The 20,478-nt window shown below is 33.3% G+C and carries 13 protein-coding genes and 1 tRNA gene; 5 read left to right on the forward strand and 9 right to left on the reverse strand.

Annotation, left to right across the window (positions count from 1 at the left end):
• The first annotated feature begins 28 nt into the window (after positions 1-28).
• From Q1V95_RS04665 to Q1V95_RS04675, 3 genes are all read left to right on the forward strand, one after another.
• A tRNA-Gln gene (locus Q1V95_RS04665) sits at positions 29-99 on the forward strand.
• Between the two features lie 315 nt (positions 100-414).
• A complete protein-coding gene (locus Q1V95_RS04670) occupies positions 415-1,113 on the forward strand; it encodes a hypothetical protein (RefSeq protein WP_300670902.1) in 699 nt (232 codons plus the stop codon).
• Positions 1,114-1,161: 48 nt separating this feature from the next.
• On the forward strand, positions 1,162-1,569 hold the full coding sequence (locus Q1V95_RS04675) for a hypothetical protein (RefSeq protein ID WP_300670905.1): 408 nt from the start codon (positions 1,162-1,164) through the stop codon (positions 1,567-1,569).
• A gap of 53 nt (positions 1,570-1,622) precedes the next feature.
• On the opposite strand, the gene Q1V95_RS04680 is transcribed toward Q1V95_RS04675, so the two are convergent.
• The 4 genes from Q1V95_RS04680 to Q1V95_RS04695 all read right to left on the reverse strand — a co-directional run bounded on the left by Q1V95_RS04680 (position 1,623) and on the right by Q1V95_RS04695 (position 10,316).
• Positions 1,623-3,260 (reverse strand): tetratricopeptide repeat protein, encoded by a 1,638-nt coding sequence (locus Q1V95_RS04680; RefSeq protein ID WP_300670907.1) that lies wholly within the window; start codon positions 3,258-3,260, stop codon positions 1,623-1,625.
• Between the two features lie 583 nt (positions 3,261-3,843).
• Positions 3,844-5,607: an arginine--tRNA ligase gene (gene argS, locus Q1V95_RS04685; protein ID WP_300670910.1), complete on the reverse strand. Its 1,764-nt coding sequence runs from the start codon at positions 5,605-5,607 to the stop codon at positions 3,844-3,846.
• An 81-nt stretch (positions 5,608-5,688) separates the two neighbouring features.
• Positions 5,689-7,194: a SusD/RagB family nutrient-binding outer membrane lipoprotein gene (locus Q1V95_RS04690; RefSeq protein ID WP_300670913.1), complete on the reverse strand. Its 1,506-nt coding sequence runs from the start codon at positions 7,192-7,194 to the stop codon at positions 5,689-5,691.
• 107 nt (positions 7,195-7,301) lie between these two features.
• Positions 7,302-10,316, reverse strand: coding sequence for a SusC/RagA family TonB-linked outer membrane protein (locus Q1V95_RS04695; RefSeq protein WP_300670916.1), 3,015 nt, complete (start codon positions 10,314-10,316; stop codon positions 7,302-7,304).
• Between the two features lie 132 nt (positions 10,317-10,448).
• Between Q1V95_RS04695 and Q1V95_RS04700 the strand changes: the two genes are divergently transcribed.
• Both Q1V95_RS04700 and Q1V95_RS04705 read left to right on the forward strand, forming a co-directional pair.
• Positions 10,449-11,042 (forward strand): ribonuclease HII, encoded by a 594-nt coding sequence (locus tag Q1V95_RS04700; RefSeq protein WP_300670979.1) that lies wholly within the window; start codon positions 10,449-10,451, stop codon positions 11,040-11,042.
• A gap of 48 nt (positions 11,043-11,090) precedes the next feature.
• Positions 11,091-14,252, forward strand: coding sequence for a UvrD-helicase domain-containing protein (locus Q1V95_RS04705; protein WP_300670918.1), 3,162 nt, complete (start codon positions 11,091-11,093; stop codon positions 14,250-14,252).
• A gap of 44 nt (positions 14,253-14,296) precedes the next feature.
• On the opposite strand, the gene Q1V95_RS04710 is transcribed toward Q1V95_RS04705, so the two are convergent.
• The 5 genes from Q1V95_RS04710 to Q1V95_RS04730 all read right to left on the reverse strand — a co-directional run bounded on the left by Q1V95_RS04710 (position 14,297) and on the right by Q1V95_RS04730 (position 20,438).
• Positions 14,297-16,252 carry a transglutaminase-like domain-containing protein gene (locus Q1V95_RS04710; protein ID WP_300670921.1) on the reverse strand — a complete coding sequence of 652 codons (1,956 nt, stop codon included), beginning with the start codon at positions 16,250-16,252 and terminating at the stop codon, positions 14,297-14,299.
• 12 nt (positions 16,253-16,264) lie between these two features.
• On the reverse strand, positions 16,265-18,142 hold the full coding sequence (locus tag Q1V95_RS04715) for a DUF3857 domain-containing protein (RefSeq protein ID WP_300670928.1): 1,878 nt from the start codon (positions 18,140-18,142) through the stop codon (positions 16,265-16,267).
• A gap of 46 nt (positions 18,143-18,188) precedes the next feature.
• Positions 18,189-18,701, reverse strand: a complete 513-nt coding sequence (locus tag Q1V95_RS04720; protein ID WP_300670929.1) for a ferritin — start codon at positions 18,699-18,701, stop codon at positions 18,189-18,191.
• 104 nt (positions 18,702-18,805) lie between these two features.
• Positions 18,806-19,180, reverse strand: a complete 375-nt coding sequence (locus Q1V95_RS04725; protein WP_300670931.1) for a hypothetical protein — start codon at positions 19,178-19,180, stop codon at positions 18,806-18,808.
• A 184-nt stretch (positions 19,181-19,364) separates the two neighbouring features.
• Positions 19,365-20,438 (reverse strand): hypothetical protein, encoded by a 1,074-nt coding sequence (locus tag Q1V95_RS04730; RefSeq protein WP_300670932.1) that lies wholly within the window; start codon positions 20,436-20,438, stop codon positions 19,365-19,367.
• Between the last annotated feature and the right edge of the window lie 40 nt (positions 20,439-20,478).

Below are 20,478 nucleotides of genomic sequence, written 5' to 3' on the forward strand. Positions count from 1 at the left end.
GTCCTACATTTGCATCACAATAAACGACAGACCCATGGTGTAACGGTAGCACTCCGGTTTTTGGTACCGTCTGTTGGGGTTCGAATCCCTGTGGGTCTACGATTGTCCGAATAGCTTGCTAATTTTAGCAAGCTATTTTTGTATGTATTATTTTAAATTCGGCATTCAAGAATTTAATTAAAACCACTCGAATCTAGCATCTACTGTGCAAAAAGGTTAATAATAGCATTATCGACCTCAACCAAACACCAATATACTAGCCAACTATTTAAACAAGAATTAAGTTTGACTTCATTTTTGATTTATTTAAGGCTAAAAAATCAAAGTATTTTAAACATAAAAAAAATGCCACCTCAAAAATTTGACATTACCAGATAAAGCCAATATTTTTGACAAAAATTTTAAAACAATTAAATGTACAATTTCAGAACAATCTTCGCACTAATTAGCATTTTAAGCACCAACATCCTTTTCGCACAGACTGAAGTCAAAAAACCCGCAGAAGCATTTGACCTTTATTTTAAAACCTTTGTCAACAAAAAAGAAAGTTCATTAAAAGAACTTAACGATTATATGCGTCCAACCGTTGAAGGAAAGGACATGTATAATGTAAACTTTGCAGAAGGCGCTTCTGAAATGATATCGAGTATGTCAGAAAACTTCTTAAACATCTTCTCTCCCGCCGCGGCAAAAGCTAACAAAAAAGAGGCTGAAGACTATTTTGCTGCGATGATCAAAAACTTTAATGAGGCAACTTACAAAATAACCAATGTAAAGTTGGTCGATAACGAATATATAAAAGGTGAAAAAATTGCAGAGATTTCTTATCGAGTAACTTTCAAATTACCAAACGAGTCTGCAGACGAAGTAATGACTGCTTACAAAGATAAAAACCCAAAAAGTCTAAAAGCTGAGGAACTAAAAAAACTTTTGGTTTCGCTCAAAAACACATACAGCAACGCGACTAAAGAAGAAAGCATTGACCGCCAAATCAACTTGTACCAACTAAAAGAAAAAGGCAAAATATATTACAACAGTGGAAGTATCTATGAAGAAATCGTAACCAATCTTACAGATTTCTATTTTGGAAGCGATGAAGAAGGCGAAGAATAAACTCTGTCAACATCGCTTTTAGAATAAACTAAGCCAAATAACACAATTATGAATTTACTTTTTGTTTTGTTGTTTTTCTCCGCAAACTTAGCATTGTTTTATTTCAATCCGCTAAAATACTGGCAGTATATATTGTCATTTTTTGCAATGTTTATCATATTAACCATTGTATTATACATCTTTCCAAACCTCTATTATTTGCACTTTAGATTTGTGATGCAAATTGTAATGTCATTTATGATACTAATCAGCACCAACATTGCGAGAATACTTTGCGAGTTGGTAGTTGATAGAGTCGTCAACTTTCACCTACAAAACAATAATGAAAATTTGAATCGAAATCCAATTAAATTCTTAGTAAAAAACGCCGTCAAAATAAAGAAAGGCTACATCATTGGACTTCTCGTACTTTCGTTGATTATGCTATTAGGAAATTGGTTTGGTCAACAAAATTAAATATAAAATATCCCCGAAAGCTTTTGTTTCGGGGATATTTTATAGCATTTATACTAAACTGTAAGATTCTGTATAAAACTTTGCAAGTCCATATCTTTATCCAAGCCTAATTTAATCTTAAGTCGGTATTTTGTCATCCTTACTGTTTTTACCTCCACTTTCAAGAGATTTGCAATTTGCTGATTATCCATATTAAGATACATATAGGAAGCATATTTAAGATCCTGTGTTGTCAACTTGCCTTTTGAGACTTCGTTAAGTTTTTTAAATAATTGCGGATGAACTTCCTCATGCATATCCTGAACACGTGTCAAATCGCGCTCCATCATTTTGTCATCACGCAAAAGCTTATCAATATTTTGCTTTTGTTCAGTATTTGTTTTTATCTGCTCCGTTAATTCATTAATAATACTATTCTTCTGATCCAGTTGAATAGACTTTGCCAAAGTCTGCTTTTGGAGACGCTCCTGCTCTACTTCCAACAACTTCTGTTCTGCTTCCAAGCGCGCTTTTTCTTCAGATTCGAGTTGAAGTTTTAATTCAGTTTCATTCTTCTCAGCACCTAGCAAATCCGCTTGTTGTCGTGCAAGTTTGTGTTTGTACTTAATATTATTGAAAAGAATCACAAATGCCGCAATAACAATAATTACGATCGCAAGCAACATCCACAACTGTCTCGTATATGCTTTATTAATTAATTCTAATTGATGAATTTGCTCATTCTTCTTTTCGGTTTCATAAAAAATCTGAAGCGATTTTGTATTGTTATCAAATCGCTCTTTGCTCTCTTGTTGAATCATATCTTTTGCCTCGCGCTCTATAACCAAAGCTTTTTCGAAACGACCAGAATTAGAATAGATACGTGACAAGTTGTCAATTGTTGAGATTTTAGAACTTAACATAATCTCGGTATTTGAGCGACCAAGATCATAAGCTTTTTGATAGTAGGATTCTGCTAAACTTACATTTCCTTCATTTTCGTAATTGTAACCAATATTATTGTAGATTAATGATGTGAGATCGACGTAATTAGCATCCTTACTGGTTAAATCCAAAGCTTTGAAAGCCAAATCCAAGCTTTCTTTACTAGCATTACCCGAGCGTATAAAAGGAACCAAACTACTATAGTTGATATAATAAGCAATCAAAGACCGTTTTTGAGCAAGGGCGGGTTGTATTTCCTTAATAACATCAAAAGCGCGGCGATAATTAACATCAGCAGAATCCAAAAACTTCTTCTGATTGGTCGCAGTACTCAGATTTTTATAATAAAAGCCAACATTGTTATACGTGAAATTAATGAGTAATTTGTTATGCGACTTCTTTGCGTAATCCAAAGCCTTAAAAGCATCCTCTTTATAATCCGCCACATCAGCCGCAGTTTTAACCTGATAAGAGAACTTCAGAAAATAAAGTAGTGTTAGAATAAAGTTTTCATTTTTTTGCTTTTCAAAAACAGAGATACTTTCATTAACAGCTTTTACAAATTGTTCGCCTTTATTTAAACTTAAATAATATCGTGCAAATCCATAATCTACATAAGCCTTTGCCAAATCAGACTTAGTCGAACTTGCCAAATCTTGCGCTTTCTTTAAAGTACTAACTTGCTTTTCTTCATCTTTGGTAACAGAAAAATAATCAGACAAATATACCAGACCAATAACTTTTCGGAGATCATCTTTACTAGCCAAAAAATCTGTATCTAAGATTTATTTCGCATTTCCATACTCCTTACTGTAGATGTAAGCATACACCAATTGTTGATTTTTATCCAGATCACTCTGAGCATAAAAAACGATCGGAAATAAAAATATCGCAAAAAAAAATCTAAAACAGCTTAACCTATACATTAAAAAAAACTAACAAATTCTATTAAATCTCATACAGACGAATAAGTAACAAGTCTACACACCAACTCAACCATTTGATTATCAACAATCAAAAGCTCAAACAGCAAAAATAAACTTCATACTTAATTCGAAATCATATGAAATACAAAAATATAAATAATTGATTAATAAAGCATTATTAATTCATGTATATAATTTGTAGACACAATTTTTCAACTTGTCAATATCTTGTCGATATAAAAAAGAAGCACTTAACAGGAAAAAGTGGGACATTTGTATTACAAAACGGACGAAACTAAACTGAAATTTTAAACTATTAAAAATCAGTAAAACGGATCTCTTCACAGAGGTCCGTTTTTTTATGCAAAAAAAAATAAGCCATCAAAATCGACAGCTTATTTATACTATTATAAGTTTTGAAATATTACATTCTATTAACAACACCAATTCCTAAAAGCGAAAGCGCTTTCTTAATTGTTTTAGCTGTTAAGTCAGAAATCTGCAATCTAAATTGAACCGTATTTTTATCTTCCTGATTAAGGATCGGATTATTCTGATAAAACGAGTTATAAACTTTAACCAACTCATAAACATAATTTGCAACCAATGCTGGACTTAATTGCTCAGCTGCTTTTGCAATAACATCTTTAAAGTTAGACAAAGTCATAACCAACTCCTTCTCATTATCATTAATCTGGTAGTCTTTACTAAGCTCTCCTGATTGGTAATTTGCTTTAGTTAATAAAGATTGAATTCTCGCATAAGTATACTGAATAAAAGGTCCTGTATTACCATTAAAATCGATACTTTCTTCCGGATTGAAAAGCATTTTTTTCTTAGGATCAACTTTTAGCATAAAATACTTAAGCGCACCAATACCAACTTTCTCATAAGATTCTTCTCTTTCCGCTTCAGTCAAATGCTCAAGCTTACCAAGTTCTTGCGATTTTTCTTTGGCTGTTAAATACATTTCCTGCATCAAATCATCAGCATCAACAACTGTCCCTTCACGAGATTTCATCTTACCATTTGGAAGCTCAACCATACCATAAGACAAATGATAAAGATGCTCTGCCCAATCGTATCCTAATTTTTTAAGAATTAAAAACAAAACTTGGAAGTGATAATCTTGCTCATTACCCACAGTATAGATCAACTTCTGAATATCATTATCCTTAAAACGCTCAACAGCCGTTCCCAAATCTTGTGTCATGTATACGGAAGTTCCATCTGATCTCAGCAATAATTTTTGATCGAGACCATCATCAGTTAAATCCGACCAAACAGAACCATCTTCTTTTTGAAACAAAACACCATTTTTAAGACCTTCTTGGATAATATCTTTTCCTAAAATATAGGTATTACTTTCGTACTGAACTTGGTCAAAAGCGACACCCAATCTTTGATAGGTTTGATTAAATCCAGAATACACCCACGCATTCATTTTTGACCAAAGTTCACGAACTTCAGGATTTCCGTTTTCCCAATCTAGCAACATTTTCTGAACAGCCAACATAGACGGCGCTTGCTTTTTAGCAGTCTCCTCATCCATACCATCAGCGACAAGTTTTGCGATTTCGGTTTTGTAATTTTTATCAAATTCTACATAGAAATTACCAACCAACTTATCACCTTTTAAATGCTCTGATTCTGGTGTAACGCCGTTTCCAAATTGTTCCCAAGCCCACATTGATTTACAAATATGAACACCACGATCATTAATGATTTGCGTTTTGATAACATCATAACCATCAGCTTCCAAAATTTGCGCAACAGAAAAACCTAAAAGATTATTTCTGATATGCCCCAAATGCAAAGGTTTATTAGTATTTGGCGAAGAATATTCCACCATGACCGTTTGATTTTTAGAATCAACTTTATCAAAATTTTGGTATGTATTTTCTAAGTTTTCTAAAAACAGAGTGTTATTAACTTTAAGATTTAGAAAGCCTTTAACGGCGATAAAACTTTCAATGTATTCCACTTCATTAGTCAACTCACTCCCTAATTCCATTCCGATGACATCTGGACTTTTCTTAAGAAGTTTCACCAAAGGAAAAACAACAACCGTGAAATCACCATCGAAGTCTGTTTTGTTTTGTTGAACTTCAAGTTTCAAATCATGGATCTGATAAAGGTTGGTTATAATCTCAGAAACCTTCTGCTGAATGCTATCTTTAATATTCATTATGCTAAAAAATAATGGCAAAGTTACGAAAATAAAAAAACCGCCCGAAGGCGGTTTGAAATTTATTATACTATAATAAGATTATTTGTAAATAAATGGAGTAAACTCATTCTTAGCAAAAATTTGTGCTAATGTAACATTCGGAACATTAGTAGTGTTACTAGAATATTCTGATGCAGGATATAACATTCTCCATGGCTTATTAGCTCTAACTGTAGTTGTTGCTAATGGTGTCTCAGGATAGCCAGTTCTTAAATAATTAATGTAAGATTCAATACCATTATAATTGATTAAAGCAACCCATCTTTGATATTGAATAGCTGCAATTTTATCTGCATTACTTCCTGTCCAACCAACTTTAGCATTGTTAGCAGCACTCAAAATATATGCTGGAGCATCTGAAGCTTTACCATCAAAAGTAAATGAATCTTTAATACCCTGCTCGAAATGAGCTTGATCTCCTAAGAATCCAGCATAACCTCTTAAAGCAGCTTCCGACTGAAGGAACTCACTCTCTGATTTCATCATTAAATAACCATTTTCAAGAGCTCCACTTCCTGATGTTGCAAATATCCCGCCTAAGCATGAAAAATTTTTAACCGCAGGTTTTAAAGGATTTCCAGGGTATCCCATAAAAGTTTTGTAGTCTTCATTACCCATTCCTTGTGGATAACCGTAATAACCTACAGCACCTCCAGCAGAGGTACCATTATACTTAACACCCGTAGTAAATACAGATCCAATACGAGTATCAGAAACACCACTTGTAATCTTAGATGCATCTCCTCCTAAAGATTTTACAGCATGATCAGAAGCAGTCATTAAATAATAACCTTGTGTATTCTCAGCTCCAGAAGCAAACTTTAAACCAAAATTACCATAAAGAGGGTTTTGCGAAGCATCGGAAGCATTACTATAACCAGGATTAATGCTAACATTACCTGTAATATAAGTAGCTCCAGAAAGTGCCGAAATAATTTGATTTCTTAAAGCAATACCATCCGCATTTGTCGTACTTGAAAGTCGAACAGCAAATTTTAGTAAAACCGTGTTTGCAAACTCAACCCATTTTGGTAAGTTACCTTTAAATATAGGGTCTGCAGTCGCTGGAATTTTAAAATCAGGATTAGCAGCATTAGCAGCTAAGATAACTTTTGCATCTAGCAATTCAGCCACCAAACCTTTATAAACATCAACGTCTCTATCATACTTTGGAGTTACATTTGCAAATTCTTTAAATGCTTCTGTATAAGGAACATTACCATAAAGATCCACAATATACTGCATGTAAAAAGCTTTTTGAATTTTAGCAATCGCCACATAATTAGGATACTTAGCAGTACCAAAATCAATTATTCTTTCAAATCTTGTTACAGCTTTGTAAGTATCTTGGAAAAGAGTTGCACGGTAAGATGTATTAACTTCTAAATTTGACTCTATCGTAAATGGATTTCCAAATTGAGCAAAGTTACCAGACCATGTGTTCATCCAAGCGTTTCCAAGTCCATTCATCGTACCTGCTTGCATAGCATAAGCAGTTGTTGAAGCACCTGCGAGTCTATCAACAGGCATTACATTTTCTGACAAAACCTTATTAGGGTTTAAATTATCATCTAATCTACACGAAATAATCGATAGACCAACTATTGATAATAAAATATATTTTTTCATACTGTTATATTAAAAATTAAAAATTAGAATCTTACATTTAAGGAGAAACCATATACTTTCGTACTTGGTAATTGTCCACGATTAGATACACCCCTTGCGTTCAATGGCGTATTTCTGGTACCAGATGTATAAAAACTAGCTTCTGGATCAGCATAATTCAAGTTGTCTTTAGCAAATTTTTGGAATGGATTTCTCGCATAAGTTCCAATTGTAATTTCTTGAAGTCCATAAGCACTTATCAAACTCTTAGGCAATGTATATGATAATGAAACTTCTCTAATCTTGAATGCTCTACCATCAGTAAGAAGATTCTCTCCAACTGTAGCATAAAAAGAACTAAAGTAGCTAATTGCATGAGCATAATCATTACCACCAGTCATAACTGTTGTATTAGGTTTGTAACCACCATTGCCATCAGAAATTACAGAGTTCGGCATAATAAAGCCTCCTTTTTCTCTATCAATTTCTCCAGAATCCCATAAAGAACCATTAAATGCTAATCCACTTTTTATATCAGCAATAAACTTAGATCCAAATCTGTAGTCTCCAACAACCCCAAGTTTAAACCCTTTATATGAGAAATTAGTACTAAAGTTGTAGATACTCTTTGGCACTGCGCTTCCTGCATTTTGCATAGTTGAAGTTACAAGAGGATTACCAGTTTTTGCGTCGATAATAATTCTACCCTGATCGTCTCTTTGCATCATATTCACTTTTATCAATGGGAATACTGATCCTTTCTGAGCATATATACCCCAACCTGTACCTGTTTGTAAAACAATTTCATCAGCTACTCCAGGTAAAACTTCTTTTACAATTGATTCATTGTAAGAATAACCTCCATTAATTTCCCATTTGAAATCTGAAGTTTTAATTGGAACTAAGCCCAAATTAATTTCAGCCCCCTTAGACTCCATTTTTGCAATGTTGATCTTTCTAGTATTAATCCCTGACGCACTTGATGCAGTTTGATCAGTAATCATATCTTTAGTATCTTGCTTATAAATAGACCCTCCTACTTTAACTCGGTCATTGAAAAATCCTAAGTCTAGATTTAACTCACTAGTCGTTACAAATTCTGGGCGTAAATCTGGATCAGTTTGTACCATTCCATTTCTAAAAGAACTCACACCATTAAATGGAAAACCAGCGGCAATTTCAGCAGTTCTATTAACATCGTACCATCCAATTCCTCTAGAATTACCAACTCTACTCCATCCTCCAGAAATTTTGAAATAATTAAGAACACTTCCTCCAAAATCAAAAGCTTTAGTTGGGATAAAAGATAAACCTACAGAAGGATAGAAATATGAATTATTTGCTTTAGGTAATTTTGAAACCCATTCGTTTCTTGCAGTTGCATTTAAGAACAAGAAATCTTTATAAGCTAAATCTAAGTTAGCGAATAGTGAGTGCGAATTTTTTCTAAAAGTACCGTTCTCTAAAAATGTCGAAGAAAATGGTAATGGTTGATTAATATTCGCCATTGTATATACTCCTGGATACGCTAAATTTGCACCTCCTCTTTCTATACTTTGGTATCTTTGTTCTTGATAATTATGCCCTAAGTTTAATTTTGCATTAATATCTTTAGTTAGGTCATAATCAAAATTCAAAAGGAAATCTCCATAGTAATCTAAGCTTTTTGTATCACTAAGAAATAATGAAGAAGTAACTGTTTTCATTGGACCAGCAGCAGCACCACTGTATATCGCTTTTGACCATGCATCTCTATGGCTTTGCGAACTAGCATATGTCCCTTGTAAATTTCCAGTGTAGCGTACATTAATATGCTTATTAAATTCATAGCCTACACCAAAATTTGCACTAAAATAATCTCTACTATAATCCTGTCTTGCATGCTTCATTTTCCAATAAGGATTCATATAATAGATATTATAGGTATAAGCAATATCAGATGAATTGTATCTATATCTAGTAATTGGGATGTCAGGTGAAGACTGTAACAACGCCCAATATAATGATGAATTACCATCATCATCATACATAGAAGTTGTTTGCGTATAATCTGTTCTGATATAGTTGATACCACCATCAAATGACAATTTATCTAACTTTACACCACCTTTAAATAAGAATGAAGTTTTATTTGACTTGTCTCCTTCTACAATAAAATCCCTTTGTGTATTATTTATACTTACTAATGCATATTTACCTTCACTTCCAGCATTTAATGTAATACTATGACTACGGGTAGCACCAGTTTTAAAGAAGTTTTTAATTTCATTAGGTCTACCAACATATGGCGCATTAATTGCCGCAGGATTATCAGCAGATAAATGATCTGGATCACCCCAACCGATACCGTCTGTATTAATAGTTCCATCACCATTATAATCATACAATGGCAAACCATAGGTTGTCATGCTTCCGTCGAAAGCAGGCCCCCAAGCTCCATTTTCAAATTGATCTCTAGCATTGTCCCATCCTTGACCATATTTATCCTGTCTTTTAGGAATGAAAGCAAGTGACTCAAAATCTACAGATCCAGTATAAGTAACTGATAGTCTATTTTTCGCTCCTCTTTTAGTGGTAACGATAACAACACCGTTAACACCATCAGACCCATACAAGGCAGCACCTTGAGACCCTTTGATTACGTTAATAGATTCAATTAAGTCAGGAGGAAGTCCTTGAAGTACACTTACGCTAGAAATCACATTATCAATTACAACCAATGCACTATTATCAGACGATATGGAACGAAGTCCTCTTAACTGAATAGTGTTAGAGCTATTTACAGAGCTGTTATTTTGAATAATAGATAAACCAGCTACCTTTCCTGTTAAGGCTTGTACAGCATTTGGGTTACTTGCTTGATTCAACTGATCAGCAGAAACTACCTGTTGTGATGATGTTACAGCATCTGCTATTTTTTTAATACCTAAGGCTCCAGTAATGATAACTTCACCAATTTCTGTGGTTTTAGCCGTGTCACTCTTTTTAGTTTGCGCGGAAACCATCGCTAACGAAGAGCCTAACACCAGTACTAAAACACTAGCTGTTAATTTTTTCATATCAAATTAAATTTTTCAATAAAGCAAATTTGCAAAACTTTCTCAATATAAACAATAAAAAAGTTAAACAATTCTTAATTTTTATGTAACATTTATTTCATTTATCGATAACTTTGTTAAATGAATACTGAAATTAAGCTTGCTAAAAGTTTCTCAAACAGCCTTATAGAAGCAGGTTGCGACGAAGTTGGAAGAGGATGTCTTTGTGGTCCAGTGGTTGCGGCAGCCGTTATTATTGATCAAAATTTTAACCAAAAATTTATTAAAGATTCTAAAAAATTAACATTTAAGCAGCGAAATGAGCTCGATATCTATATAAAAGAAAATGCAGTTTGCTTTGCAATCGCCGAACTTTCACCAGAATTCATTGATAAACATAACATTTTGCAAGCTAGTATTCACGCCATGCATCTTGCTCTAGATCAGCTTAAAACAAAACCAGAATTAATCCTCGTCGATGGTAACAAGTTCCATCCTTACAACGACATTCCCCACCATTGTATTGTTAAAGGTGATTCCAAATTTGTTTCCATTGCTGCTGCATCCATTATTGCAAAAAACTATCGAGATAATCTTATGATAGAACTTGCAAAAGACTTTCCCGAATATGGATGGGATAAAAACTTTGGATATTGCACCAAAGTTCACCAACAAGCTTTAATGAAATACGGACCAACAATCCACCATCGAAAATCTTTCAAACTTATATATAATATAGAAGACTAAATTTTGACGATGCAGAACTTTGCCCTAAATTGTAGCAAATTTCCATGAATGCAAAATTCTTATTTAGTCATCAATGCTTCGGCGGGTTCTGGCAAAACATACAGCCTCGTAAAAAACCTTCTTAAAATTTGTCTTAGATATCCGAATCAAGCAGATAGTATTCGTAAAATATTGGCTTTAACCTTTACCAACAAGGCAGCCAACGAAATGAAAGGAAGGATTCTGGAATGGCTGTTTAAGTTTTCTAAAGACAAAGTTGGAGAGAATCAAGATCTTAATAATATAAAAAAAGAACTGGATGAAGAAGGTAATCATATTAGCATTGAAGACCTACACGAACGTGCTAAGCAAATTTTAGACTACATACTTCATCATTACTCAACTTTAAATATTGGTACGATTGATAAGTTTAATTCTAGATTGGTAAGAAGTTTCACTTACGAATTAGGACTTGCGCAAAATTTTAACTTAGAAATTAACGCGGAACCATTTCTTATCGAAGCTGTCGATCAACTTTTAGACGAAATCGGCGATGACCAAAAGATTTCTGAAGCTTTCATGGATTATGTTAACTATGGTCTTGACAACGAAACTAAAGTTAACATCAACAAAAATCTATACGACGCTGCAAAAACATTTATTAGCGACACACATTACGAAGCCTTATCAGAAAATAAAGACTTCGAATGGGATGCTTACGATCGTAAAAAATCACAACTAAGAGAACAAATAAAGGACAATGAAATCCAATCTCGCACGCTAGCAAAGGAAGTCATTCAAAATCTAGAAGCAGCAGATCTTTCGATTGATGATTTTGCAGGCGGAAAATCTAATGGGATCGCAAAGTTCTTTTTTGAAGTTGACAAATACTACAAGGAAGAACGAGATTCTTTTCCTTTCCCTGCAAGTGGTGAAGTAAAAGCAAATGAAAACTTCGAAAAAGGCGCATCAGCAAAAGGCAAAAAGAAGGAGACAGAAATCCTAAATATTTTACCACAGTTAAAAGCGCAACGACTTGAGCTGATTAAGAAATATATTTTGACGGAGCGTGATAAAAAAATACTAGACGCTTTGTTACCTCTTAAAGTCAATGCGGATATTCAAAATAAATTAAAGGATATTGAAACAGAAAACGACCTCGTTCTTCTTTCAAAATTCAATGTTTTGATCAACGAAAATCTTCGGTCAGAACCATCCTCATTTATTTATGAAAAGGTTGGGACGCAATTTCAACATTTCTTTTTTGACGAGTTCCAAGATACTTCTATTATGCAGTGGGAAAACTTCAAACCACTTCGTGACAATGCTATTGCAAGCGACAATACCAGCTTTAGTTTAGTCGGAGATCCCAAACAAAGTATCTATCGTTTCCGTGGTGGTGATAGCGAAATTATGCTCAACATTATTGCAAACAAAGAAGAAGTTGCTAAAAAAGCAGATGTTCAGATTTTGGAGCACAATTGGCGAAGTGCACAAAACATCGTCGATTTCAACAATCAGCTCTACCAACACATGTCAAGCAATTTGAAAGATATTCATCAATATATTTTCGGAGAATCTGCAACTCAAATTGCACAATCAAAAATAAAAGGTCGTGTTCGCGTCAATCTTATCGACAATGATAAAAAAGAAATCTATTATCAAGAAGCGGTTTCAAAAATGAAAGACGACATCCAAAGTTGCCTTGATAATGGTTTTAACTTTTCTGACATTTGTATTCTTTGTCGCGGAAATTCAGATATTTTTAATTTTTCGAATTTGCTTGGACAGCAATTGGTTCTATACAAAAATAAAGAGCAATACATTAAAAGTATCTCGGAGAGTGGTCTTACAATTGGTTTATCTTATACCATAAAAGCGTTAATCGAGTTTTTGAATTGGAAAGCAAATCCTAAAAATTTCCAATTCTTCATTAAGATGTTGTACAATCTGAATCATCTTGGAAGAATCCATATCCAAGACTTTACCACAGAAGTATCAGAACTTATTGAAACTAAAAATTTCGGTGTTATAAACGAGCTTTTAAAAACGAAATATAATTTAGATCTAAGTTCAGAGGACATACTAAATCTTAATCTTTATAATTATATCGAACATTTCGTAAAAGAGTTTTCTGTTGAAAATAAGGAAGTTGATTTCTTACTCAATTTTTTAGAAATGTTGTTTAATTACACACAAAATGCGGGAGCAACCGTTAAAGATTTTCTGAAATACTGGAATGAGGAAGGCATCAACCTAAGTATACAAGCCAGCGAAAACATTGACGCTATTAAAATGATGACGATTCATAAGTCAAAAGGTTTAGAGTTTCCAGTTGTGTTATTACCAATGCGAAATGAAAACAAAGACGCAAAGTTTTCGGATTGGTTTGATCTTGGAAATAATGACGAATTAAAAAAGGTAAATATTTCTGGTTTCAATGCCAAGCTTTTGGAATATGACACCACAATGTTTGCGTTTAATGATGAGAATCAATACAAAAACAAAATTGATCGATATTGTTTGCAATATGTGGCAACAACAAGAGCAGTAGAGCAATTTTATTTATACTTAGAAAAGCCAAGTAAATCGAGTAATCATCTAGAAATCATCGATTTTATTAACACGAAAAAACCAGTAATTAATGATGAAGAATCAGATTCTTTTGATCTTTATCCAATCGAAGAATCTGAGTTAAAAAAGCAAATTCACAAAACTAAAAATAGCGTTGAAAAGCTTTCTATTTCTAGTATCACTGGGGAAAGCACTAATCATGATGCAATCAAAATTGCAACACCAAGTAAGAATTATCAAACAAGAGTTGAAAAAGTGAGATTGGGAATTTTTGTACACGAAATTCTTTCAAAAATAAAATCAAATCGTGACCTTAAGAAAGTTTTAGAAAAATATGAACTAGAAGGGATTTTCACATCTGATGAGCGCATAGAAATCGAGAACCGAATTTTAGAAATAATCACTTCAGAAAAATACAGCAAATACTTCACCGAAGATTTGAAAGTGATCAGCGAACGTGATATTATGCTTTCCGAAAATTCTGAAACCAAAGTACTGCGCCCTGACAGGCTTATCGAAACTGACAAAGGTTTTATCATCATTGATTTCAAAACGGGAAGCCCAAAAGATGCCGATCAACAACAAGTAGAAAAATACAAATCAGCTCTTGAAAAGCTAGGAAAGACAGTACTAGAAACAGAAGTTATTTACATTTAATAAAATAAAAAAAAGGTTTAGAAATTCTAAACCTTTTTTTTGTTTTATTTTTTCTTAACCACGGTAACAACCTGTGCTTCCATATTAGTTATATTATCGAAGACCTGCTTGAATACAGGATAATAAGCTTCAGGATAAATGGAATCTTCAACTGAAGTTGTCGACTCAACAGTCAATTTATTTCCATCTTGTTTTATAACATAACTGTAGACAACAGAACTATCTTCACTTCTAAATTTTTTCGATTTAGGAAGGTTTTCAAATGTATAGCCGTCTGGTAGTTCAACAGTCACTTTTTTAATTCTGTCATAACCAGAAAGCATCTCTATGGGTGATCGACGTGCATCTTCTTGATCAAAATCATGATTTTTTCTAAACAAGAACAGCAAAGGATTAAATACAAATTTTCCACCTACACCATCAACAAAATTATCCGAATTAAAATTGAACTTAGTTACAAACGTTCCATTTTCCATTTGCTCTCCTTTCATATTCTCAATCGGAAACTTGTAATTTTCTTTATAATCTTTAAAGTATTGATCTGCATCTTTATTATAAGCTTCAGAAGATGTCAAAGCGTATAGTACTGCATCGGTATCAGAAAAATCTCCAGAAATAGTACCATCAACATTGAATCTTGCATTAGCAACCTGTATAGTCGAACTTTTACCATCTGGCAATACATTAATCTGTACACCTTCCTTATCCCTTATCAAATATGCAAAATAATTGTAAGCGCGAGAAGGCAAGACATTAGCTGCAGAATATTTACTAGTTGCATCATAAAGTGTTAATTTTCCCCCAATCTCAACTGTTGTTAGAACATAATTAATTTGTGTTAGCGAAGGTGCATTAAAATTTAGAAAACCTCTTTTTTTGGTTGGCATAATTGCAGGGTTTGCTTTAAGCCCCGCACTTTTCATAAGCATCGTCAACAAAAGATTAATCTCCGCAGAGTTACCAATTTTTTTTGAAATAAGATTTCTAATTCCATCTTCACTCCAACCTGTAACCTTTTTGTTCCAAGTGTAGTTTTTTTGAACATATTTTAAAATCGCATCAGCACGTTCTTTTTCGTTGGCAATAGATTTGATTTCAGCAGGCAGAATATCTTTAACAGCTCCCATTTTTCCATATTCTACACCAAAATCATCTTCATTAAGAATGGTTTTCCTAAGATCTTCCCAAGTTACAGTATAAGATTTAAAACCACCACTAATACTTCCCATTTTACTAGTAATAGGAAAATTTGTACTTGCCAGCTCAGCACGAATAGCGGTGCGATAATTGTCTATATTATAAACATATTTTTCATCCTTATAAGCTTTAACATTTTCGTACGCAAACCTAACTGTTTTGTAATCTCCACCATACATATCTTTTTGACTAACATCACGAAACGTTGGTGCTAAGCTCCCTTGATAATTGATACTATATCCCAAGTAAATTGGCATATCAAACACATATTCGAAATATCTAACAGGTACGGCAGATTCTACCATCACCCGAGGAATAGCATAATAAAATGGTGTGCTAAGTTTGTATTTATATTCTAACACAGAGCCATTTTTAACATTTGCAAAAGCAAACTTCAGGATATCAACATTCTTGGTTTCGTTAGATTTTATTCGGGATTCTTTGTCAACCGTTGTTGCAGCAACTTTCCCATTTTCTAGATTATATGTCGTCGCTTTAAGACCACTTACCGATTCGCGATCACCGCCTTTTATCTTAAGAGGAATTTCAACATTAAGAAATTCTTCCGCTTTTGTTTTGTCGTAAATTTTAACACGTTTGATAACTTCAATGGTCATAAAGCCATTGGTATCAATTAAAAAATGATGAGAATCATACAGAACTTCAGCTGGAACTTTGGCATCCATCGTACTTACTGTTGATGCCACATCAGCTTGATCTAGTTTTGGCAGATTTAAGAATTTATGTTGTCCAAAAAGAAAAGCTCCCAACAACATAGAAGTTAATAATATAGTTTTTTTCATTAATCAGTTGTATTATTTTTTTGTAATTAAGATTTTAGTGTTATCGTTAAAATTTATTTTTTTCCTAAATTCTTGATAAGCTTTCATTTGGTCGGGTTGCAACAGCATTTTGTTTAGCTTCAATTGTCTTTCCACAATTAATTTTCCATCTTTTTGCTTAACAGCAAGTTGATATTCGCCAAAGTCAGACGTCAATTTAACAGCATTTGGAAGTTCTCCAATTTTAAAATTTTGTGGAAGCTCATATTCGATCTCGTATTGATCATGGTAAGCAAACGGAATTTCGATAGGATTAAGACGCTCCTCCGAGCTATCGATGTAGAATCCTGTTTGGCTAAAAGGAACAACACCGAAGAATAAATCCTCGCCCATTTTCTTAGAATAATTACTAGCCTTAAACCCAAAATCCAGATTGATATCCGCAGAATCTCTATTATTATCAACTTTTTTTATTGCTAAATCTTCAAATTTTAGATTTGAAAACATGGACTTCAAAGTACTTTTCTGCTCATCAGTTGTATCATTCGACATTCCGAGCATAAAATCATAAAGTCCTCCAGAATAATTAAAATTAGCGTTCCCTGTAAGAGAATTATCCTCCAAAATTTTTGCAGTTAACTTTAATTTTTCATTAGAATCCTCAGTTTTATAAACTGGCGTATCCATCAGCTCAATCCCATCTTCTTTTATCAATAGTACATTTCGACTGGTATTATATATTCCAATATGGTTAAAAGCAATTTTTTGCGAAGTATTCTCCAACCACATATTCCCTTTCTCTGTAGGAACCATCAAAACAATATGATTGCCCGCCATTTTTGGAAAATCCGGATCAAACTTTTTAGGGGTAAAATCTGAATAAATAATTGCATAGTACGCAGGAATACCAGCCGCTTTCAGCAAAACACGCATATAGTTGGTAAGACCTTTACAATCACCATAACCTTTGCGACGCACATCATCAGCTGGCATAGGCTGCCATCCTCCGATACCAATTGCTACGTTAACGTAACGCGTCTTGTTTTGCATATATTGGTAAAGCGTTTTCACTTTTTCAGAAACCGAACCTTGCAAATTGAGATCATTAACTTCTTTTTGAATTTCTGGCGTAACCACCGAAACCGGTTCTAGCAAAGTATTATACCAAAGTCCAAAACTTTTCCAATTTGTTAAATCACCTTTTCTTCCAGCCAAACTAAAAGTTTCTAAAGAAAATTCTGCGCGAGGTAATAGCGTGTTAATATTTGGAGAATATTTTTCTTCTTTTAGTGCAGGTACATTTGTAAAGGACAAACTAAAATCGTTATCGGAGCCTTGTTCTTTAATGTTTGCGATTGATGTATTCTTAATTTTCTTTCGAAGTTTAACACCAGATTTATTGATTAGTTTCAGTTCAGCATTTTCAAGGCTAATGTTGGTGGAGCGAAAAGGAACAAACTCAGGAATAAAAGCTGTGTTAGAAGTATTCATCTCATAACTTTCTTCAATCGTATAAGGATAGTTGGTGTTAGTTACTTGTAGATACAAAACACGATCATCCGTATATAGACCAGACGATCCCGTACTGCTTACATCTTGAAAATCGCTCTTAGAGTAAGTCTTAATTTGTTTCCCAAACTCGTCAAAAACTTTGATTTTGATGTTGCTAACTTTTTCAAACTTATCGTAATATATAGCGACAAAAGAGTTTTTCTCTCCAGCTTTATTTAGAATCGTCGTTGCTTTGTTAAACTTGATATTTAGATTATCAAAAGAAGAAATTGTGTAGACTTTGCTATCATTTCGGACAACTGTATTAGCATTTTTTTTCAGTTCGTTAGAAATACTGCTAAACATATATTGTTGCCCAAAAAGGTAACTACAGCTAATTGTAGCTGTAGTTAGTATCATTTTTTTAATCATTTTGTGATGTGGTGTAGTGTGTGTTGTCTAACAGCTATGCTGCTCCGTTATCAGGAGTGAAAACTCGTTGCGCCAACTCTTGATCGAAAAGATACATTGCTGACGGATTATCTTTAACACGTTTAATCTTTGTTACCAAAAGTGAAGCACTTGCTTCTTCCTCAACTTGCTCGTTAACGAACCATTGCAAAAATGTTGTTGTTGCAAAGTCACTTTCCTCAGTTGCAGCTTTAACGATATTAAAAATACTTTTCGTAACCAATCTTTCGTGTTCTAATGCTTTTTCAAAAATTTCTTCAGCATCTTTAAAGTCATGTGGCGGAGCGTCAACAGCTCCTAAAACAACTTTGCCTCCGATATTGTTGATATAATCAAACATCTTATCAGAGTGCATCAATTCCTCTTTAGATTGTACTCTAAAGTAATTTCCAATACCTTCCAAATCCTGAGCATAACACCAAGCTGACATCGACAGATACAACTGTGCAGCATATTGCTCCTTAGTAATTTGTTCGTTGATAAGATTAATAATTTTTTCCGTAACCATAATATTTTTATTGTATGCTCAAATATAATAAATATTTAACTTTATTTAACAAAAAAAATAGGAGTAAACTTCGCTTACTCCTACTTCTTGATTTTGCATTTCAATTATTTCTTCACCTCCATTTTTTCCTTTCTCATTTCTTTACGTTCAGCCATTTTTTGCTTCTTCATATCTTGCCATTTCGTGTATTGATCTGGTGTTAAAATTTGCTTCATATCATCATTATTCTTCTCCATATTCGCTTTCATATCTTGACGTTGCTCTTTCATTTGCGCCATCTTTGCAGCTTTTCTTTTATCTTGAAGTTCTTTTATTTTGGCAACCTGAGCATCGTTAAGATTTAGGCTAGATTTCATTTGGTTAAGATATTCTTGTTGATGATCTTGATAGTTTTTCTTACTTTGCATATCTGGTGTTTGCTGTGCGAATGCTAAAGATCCAACTACGACGAATGCTAGGCTTAATACTAATTTTTTCATTGCTTTAAAATTTTACGTTAATTTATTTTTGTTTTTAAATTCATCTTTTGGATTCGCTTAAAATATTAAAGTTAAACCAAAAAATATTAAAATTTGTTAAATTCAATCCATTCATAATTAAAATAAAATGGAGAAAGTTTAAAAAACTTCCTCCATTTCCAAAATAACACAAACACTAAAAAACTTACCTACCTCTTGAAGTTCCAGAATTAGAACTTCTTATACCTCCAGCATTATCTCTTTGAGATTCTCTACCACCTGAACTTCTTGTTTCAAAACTTGGTGAAGACATTCTCGTATTACTTCTCATTTCTATCCCAGAAGAACGTACAGATTCTGTATTTCTCACAGGATTATTTCTAACACCACCAGTAGGAAAAGATTCTGATGGCATATTTTGATTTCTCACATTACTTCTAACATTAGAAGAATTCTCTTGCATGCTTTGATTTCTAACTCCAGACGAACCTGATCTGATGCTGCTTGACTCATAAATCATCGGCGATTGATTTCTAATTCCTGAAGATCCAGATCTAATATTTCCTGTATTTTCTGCGATGCTTGTTTGATTTCTAACACTTGACGAATTTCTAATATTGTTGTTAGCATTATCATTAATCATGCTTTGATTTCTAACACCTGATGCATTACGAATACTGCTTGCTTTAGTATCAATCATCGCCACATTTCGTGTTGACTTCCAAGTATCATTTAGGTTATAACGATCCACTCTATATCTTACAATATCAACATTTCTATATTTTGGACGAATGTGATAATTAACCACATAATAATTAGTTCTGTAGTTTTGGAAATATACAATTGGGCTAAGACCTCTGTAATAATTTTTCTGATACACTACAAAGACTTGCGGCCCCAGGATTCTTTCCAATGCATAAAATCTATCATAGTACCAACGATCAGGATTCATTCCGTAATAAGAGTTCCAAGCCATAAAGGATGGGAATCTGTTATTAAGATTAATAATCGCTTGTATCTGCCAAGGTGACAATCTATAGTTTCTAAAAAAACCATTCCAATTGATGTTTACAATACTATTTCTGTAATCGTTGTAATAGTTTTGGTAATAATCTTCTGGATAATAATCCGTAGGATAATTGTAATAATAATCATCAGGATAACTGTATTGACTATCATAATATTCGTTACCGTAATAGTCTGGATATGTATCTTGATAATATTGTGAAAACGCAAAGCTGCCAAACATAAGCATCGTTGCAAGAATCAATTTTTTCATAACTCGTGGTTTTAGCAAAACAAATTATTTTGTTTAACTC

It is taken from the genome of Soonwooa sp. (assembly GCF_030151385.1).
GTDB lineage: Bacteria > Bacteroidota > Bacteroidia > Flavobacteriales > Weeksellaceae > Soonwooa.

Coding starts and splice junctions, on each gene's coding strand:
- Q1V95_RS04675 (WP_300670905.1), top strand. CDS start 1,162: ATGAATTTACTTTTTGTTTTGTTGTTTTTCTCCGCAAACTTAGCATTG.
- Q1V95_RS04710 (WP_300670921.1), bottom strand. CDS start 16,252: ATGAAAAAAACTATATTATTAACTTCTATGTTGTTGGGAGCTTTTCTT.
- Q1V95_RS04725 (WP_300670931.1), bottom strand. CDS start 19,180: ATGAAAAAATTAGTATTAAGCCTAGCATTCGTCGTAGTTGGATCTTTA.
- Q1V95_RS04670 (WP_300670902.1), top strand. CDS start 415: ATGTACAATTTCAGAACAATCTTCGCACTAATTAGCATTTTAAGCACC.
- Q1V95_RS04695 (WP_300670916.1), bottom strand. CDS start 10,316: ATGAAAAAATTAACAGCTAGTGTTTTAGTACTGGTGTTAGGCTCTTCG.
- argS (WP_300670910.1), bottom strand. CDS start 5,607: ATGAATATTAAAGATAGCATTCAGCAGAAGGTTTCTGAGATTATAACC.
- Q1V95_RS04715 (WP_300670928.1), bottom strand. CDS start 18,142: ATGATACTAACTACAGCTACAATTAGCTGTAGTTACCTTTTTGGGCAA.
- Q1V95_RS04730 (WP_300670932.1), bottom strand. CDS start 20,438: ATGAAAAAATTGATTCTTGCAACGATGCTTATGTTTGGCAGCTTTGCG.
- Q1V95_RS04705 (WP_300670918.1), top strand. CDS start 11,091: ATGCAAAATTCTTATTTAGTCATCAATGCTTCGGCGGGTTCTGGCAAA.
- Q1V95_RS04720 (WP_300670929.1), bottom strand. CDS start 18,701: ATGGTTACGGAAAAAATTATTAATCTTATCAACGAACAAATTACTAAG.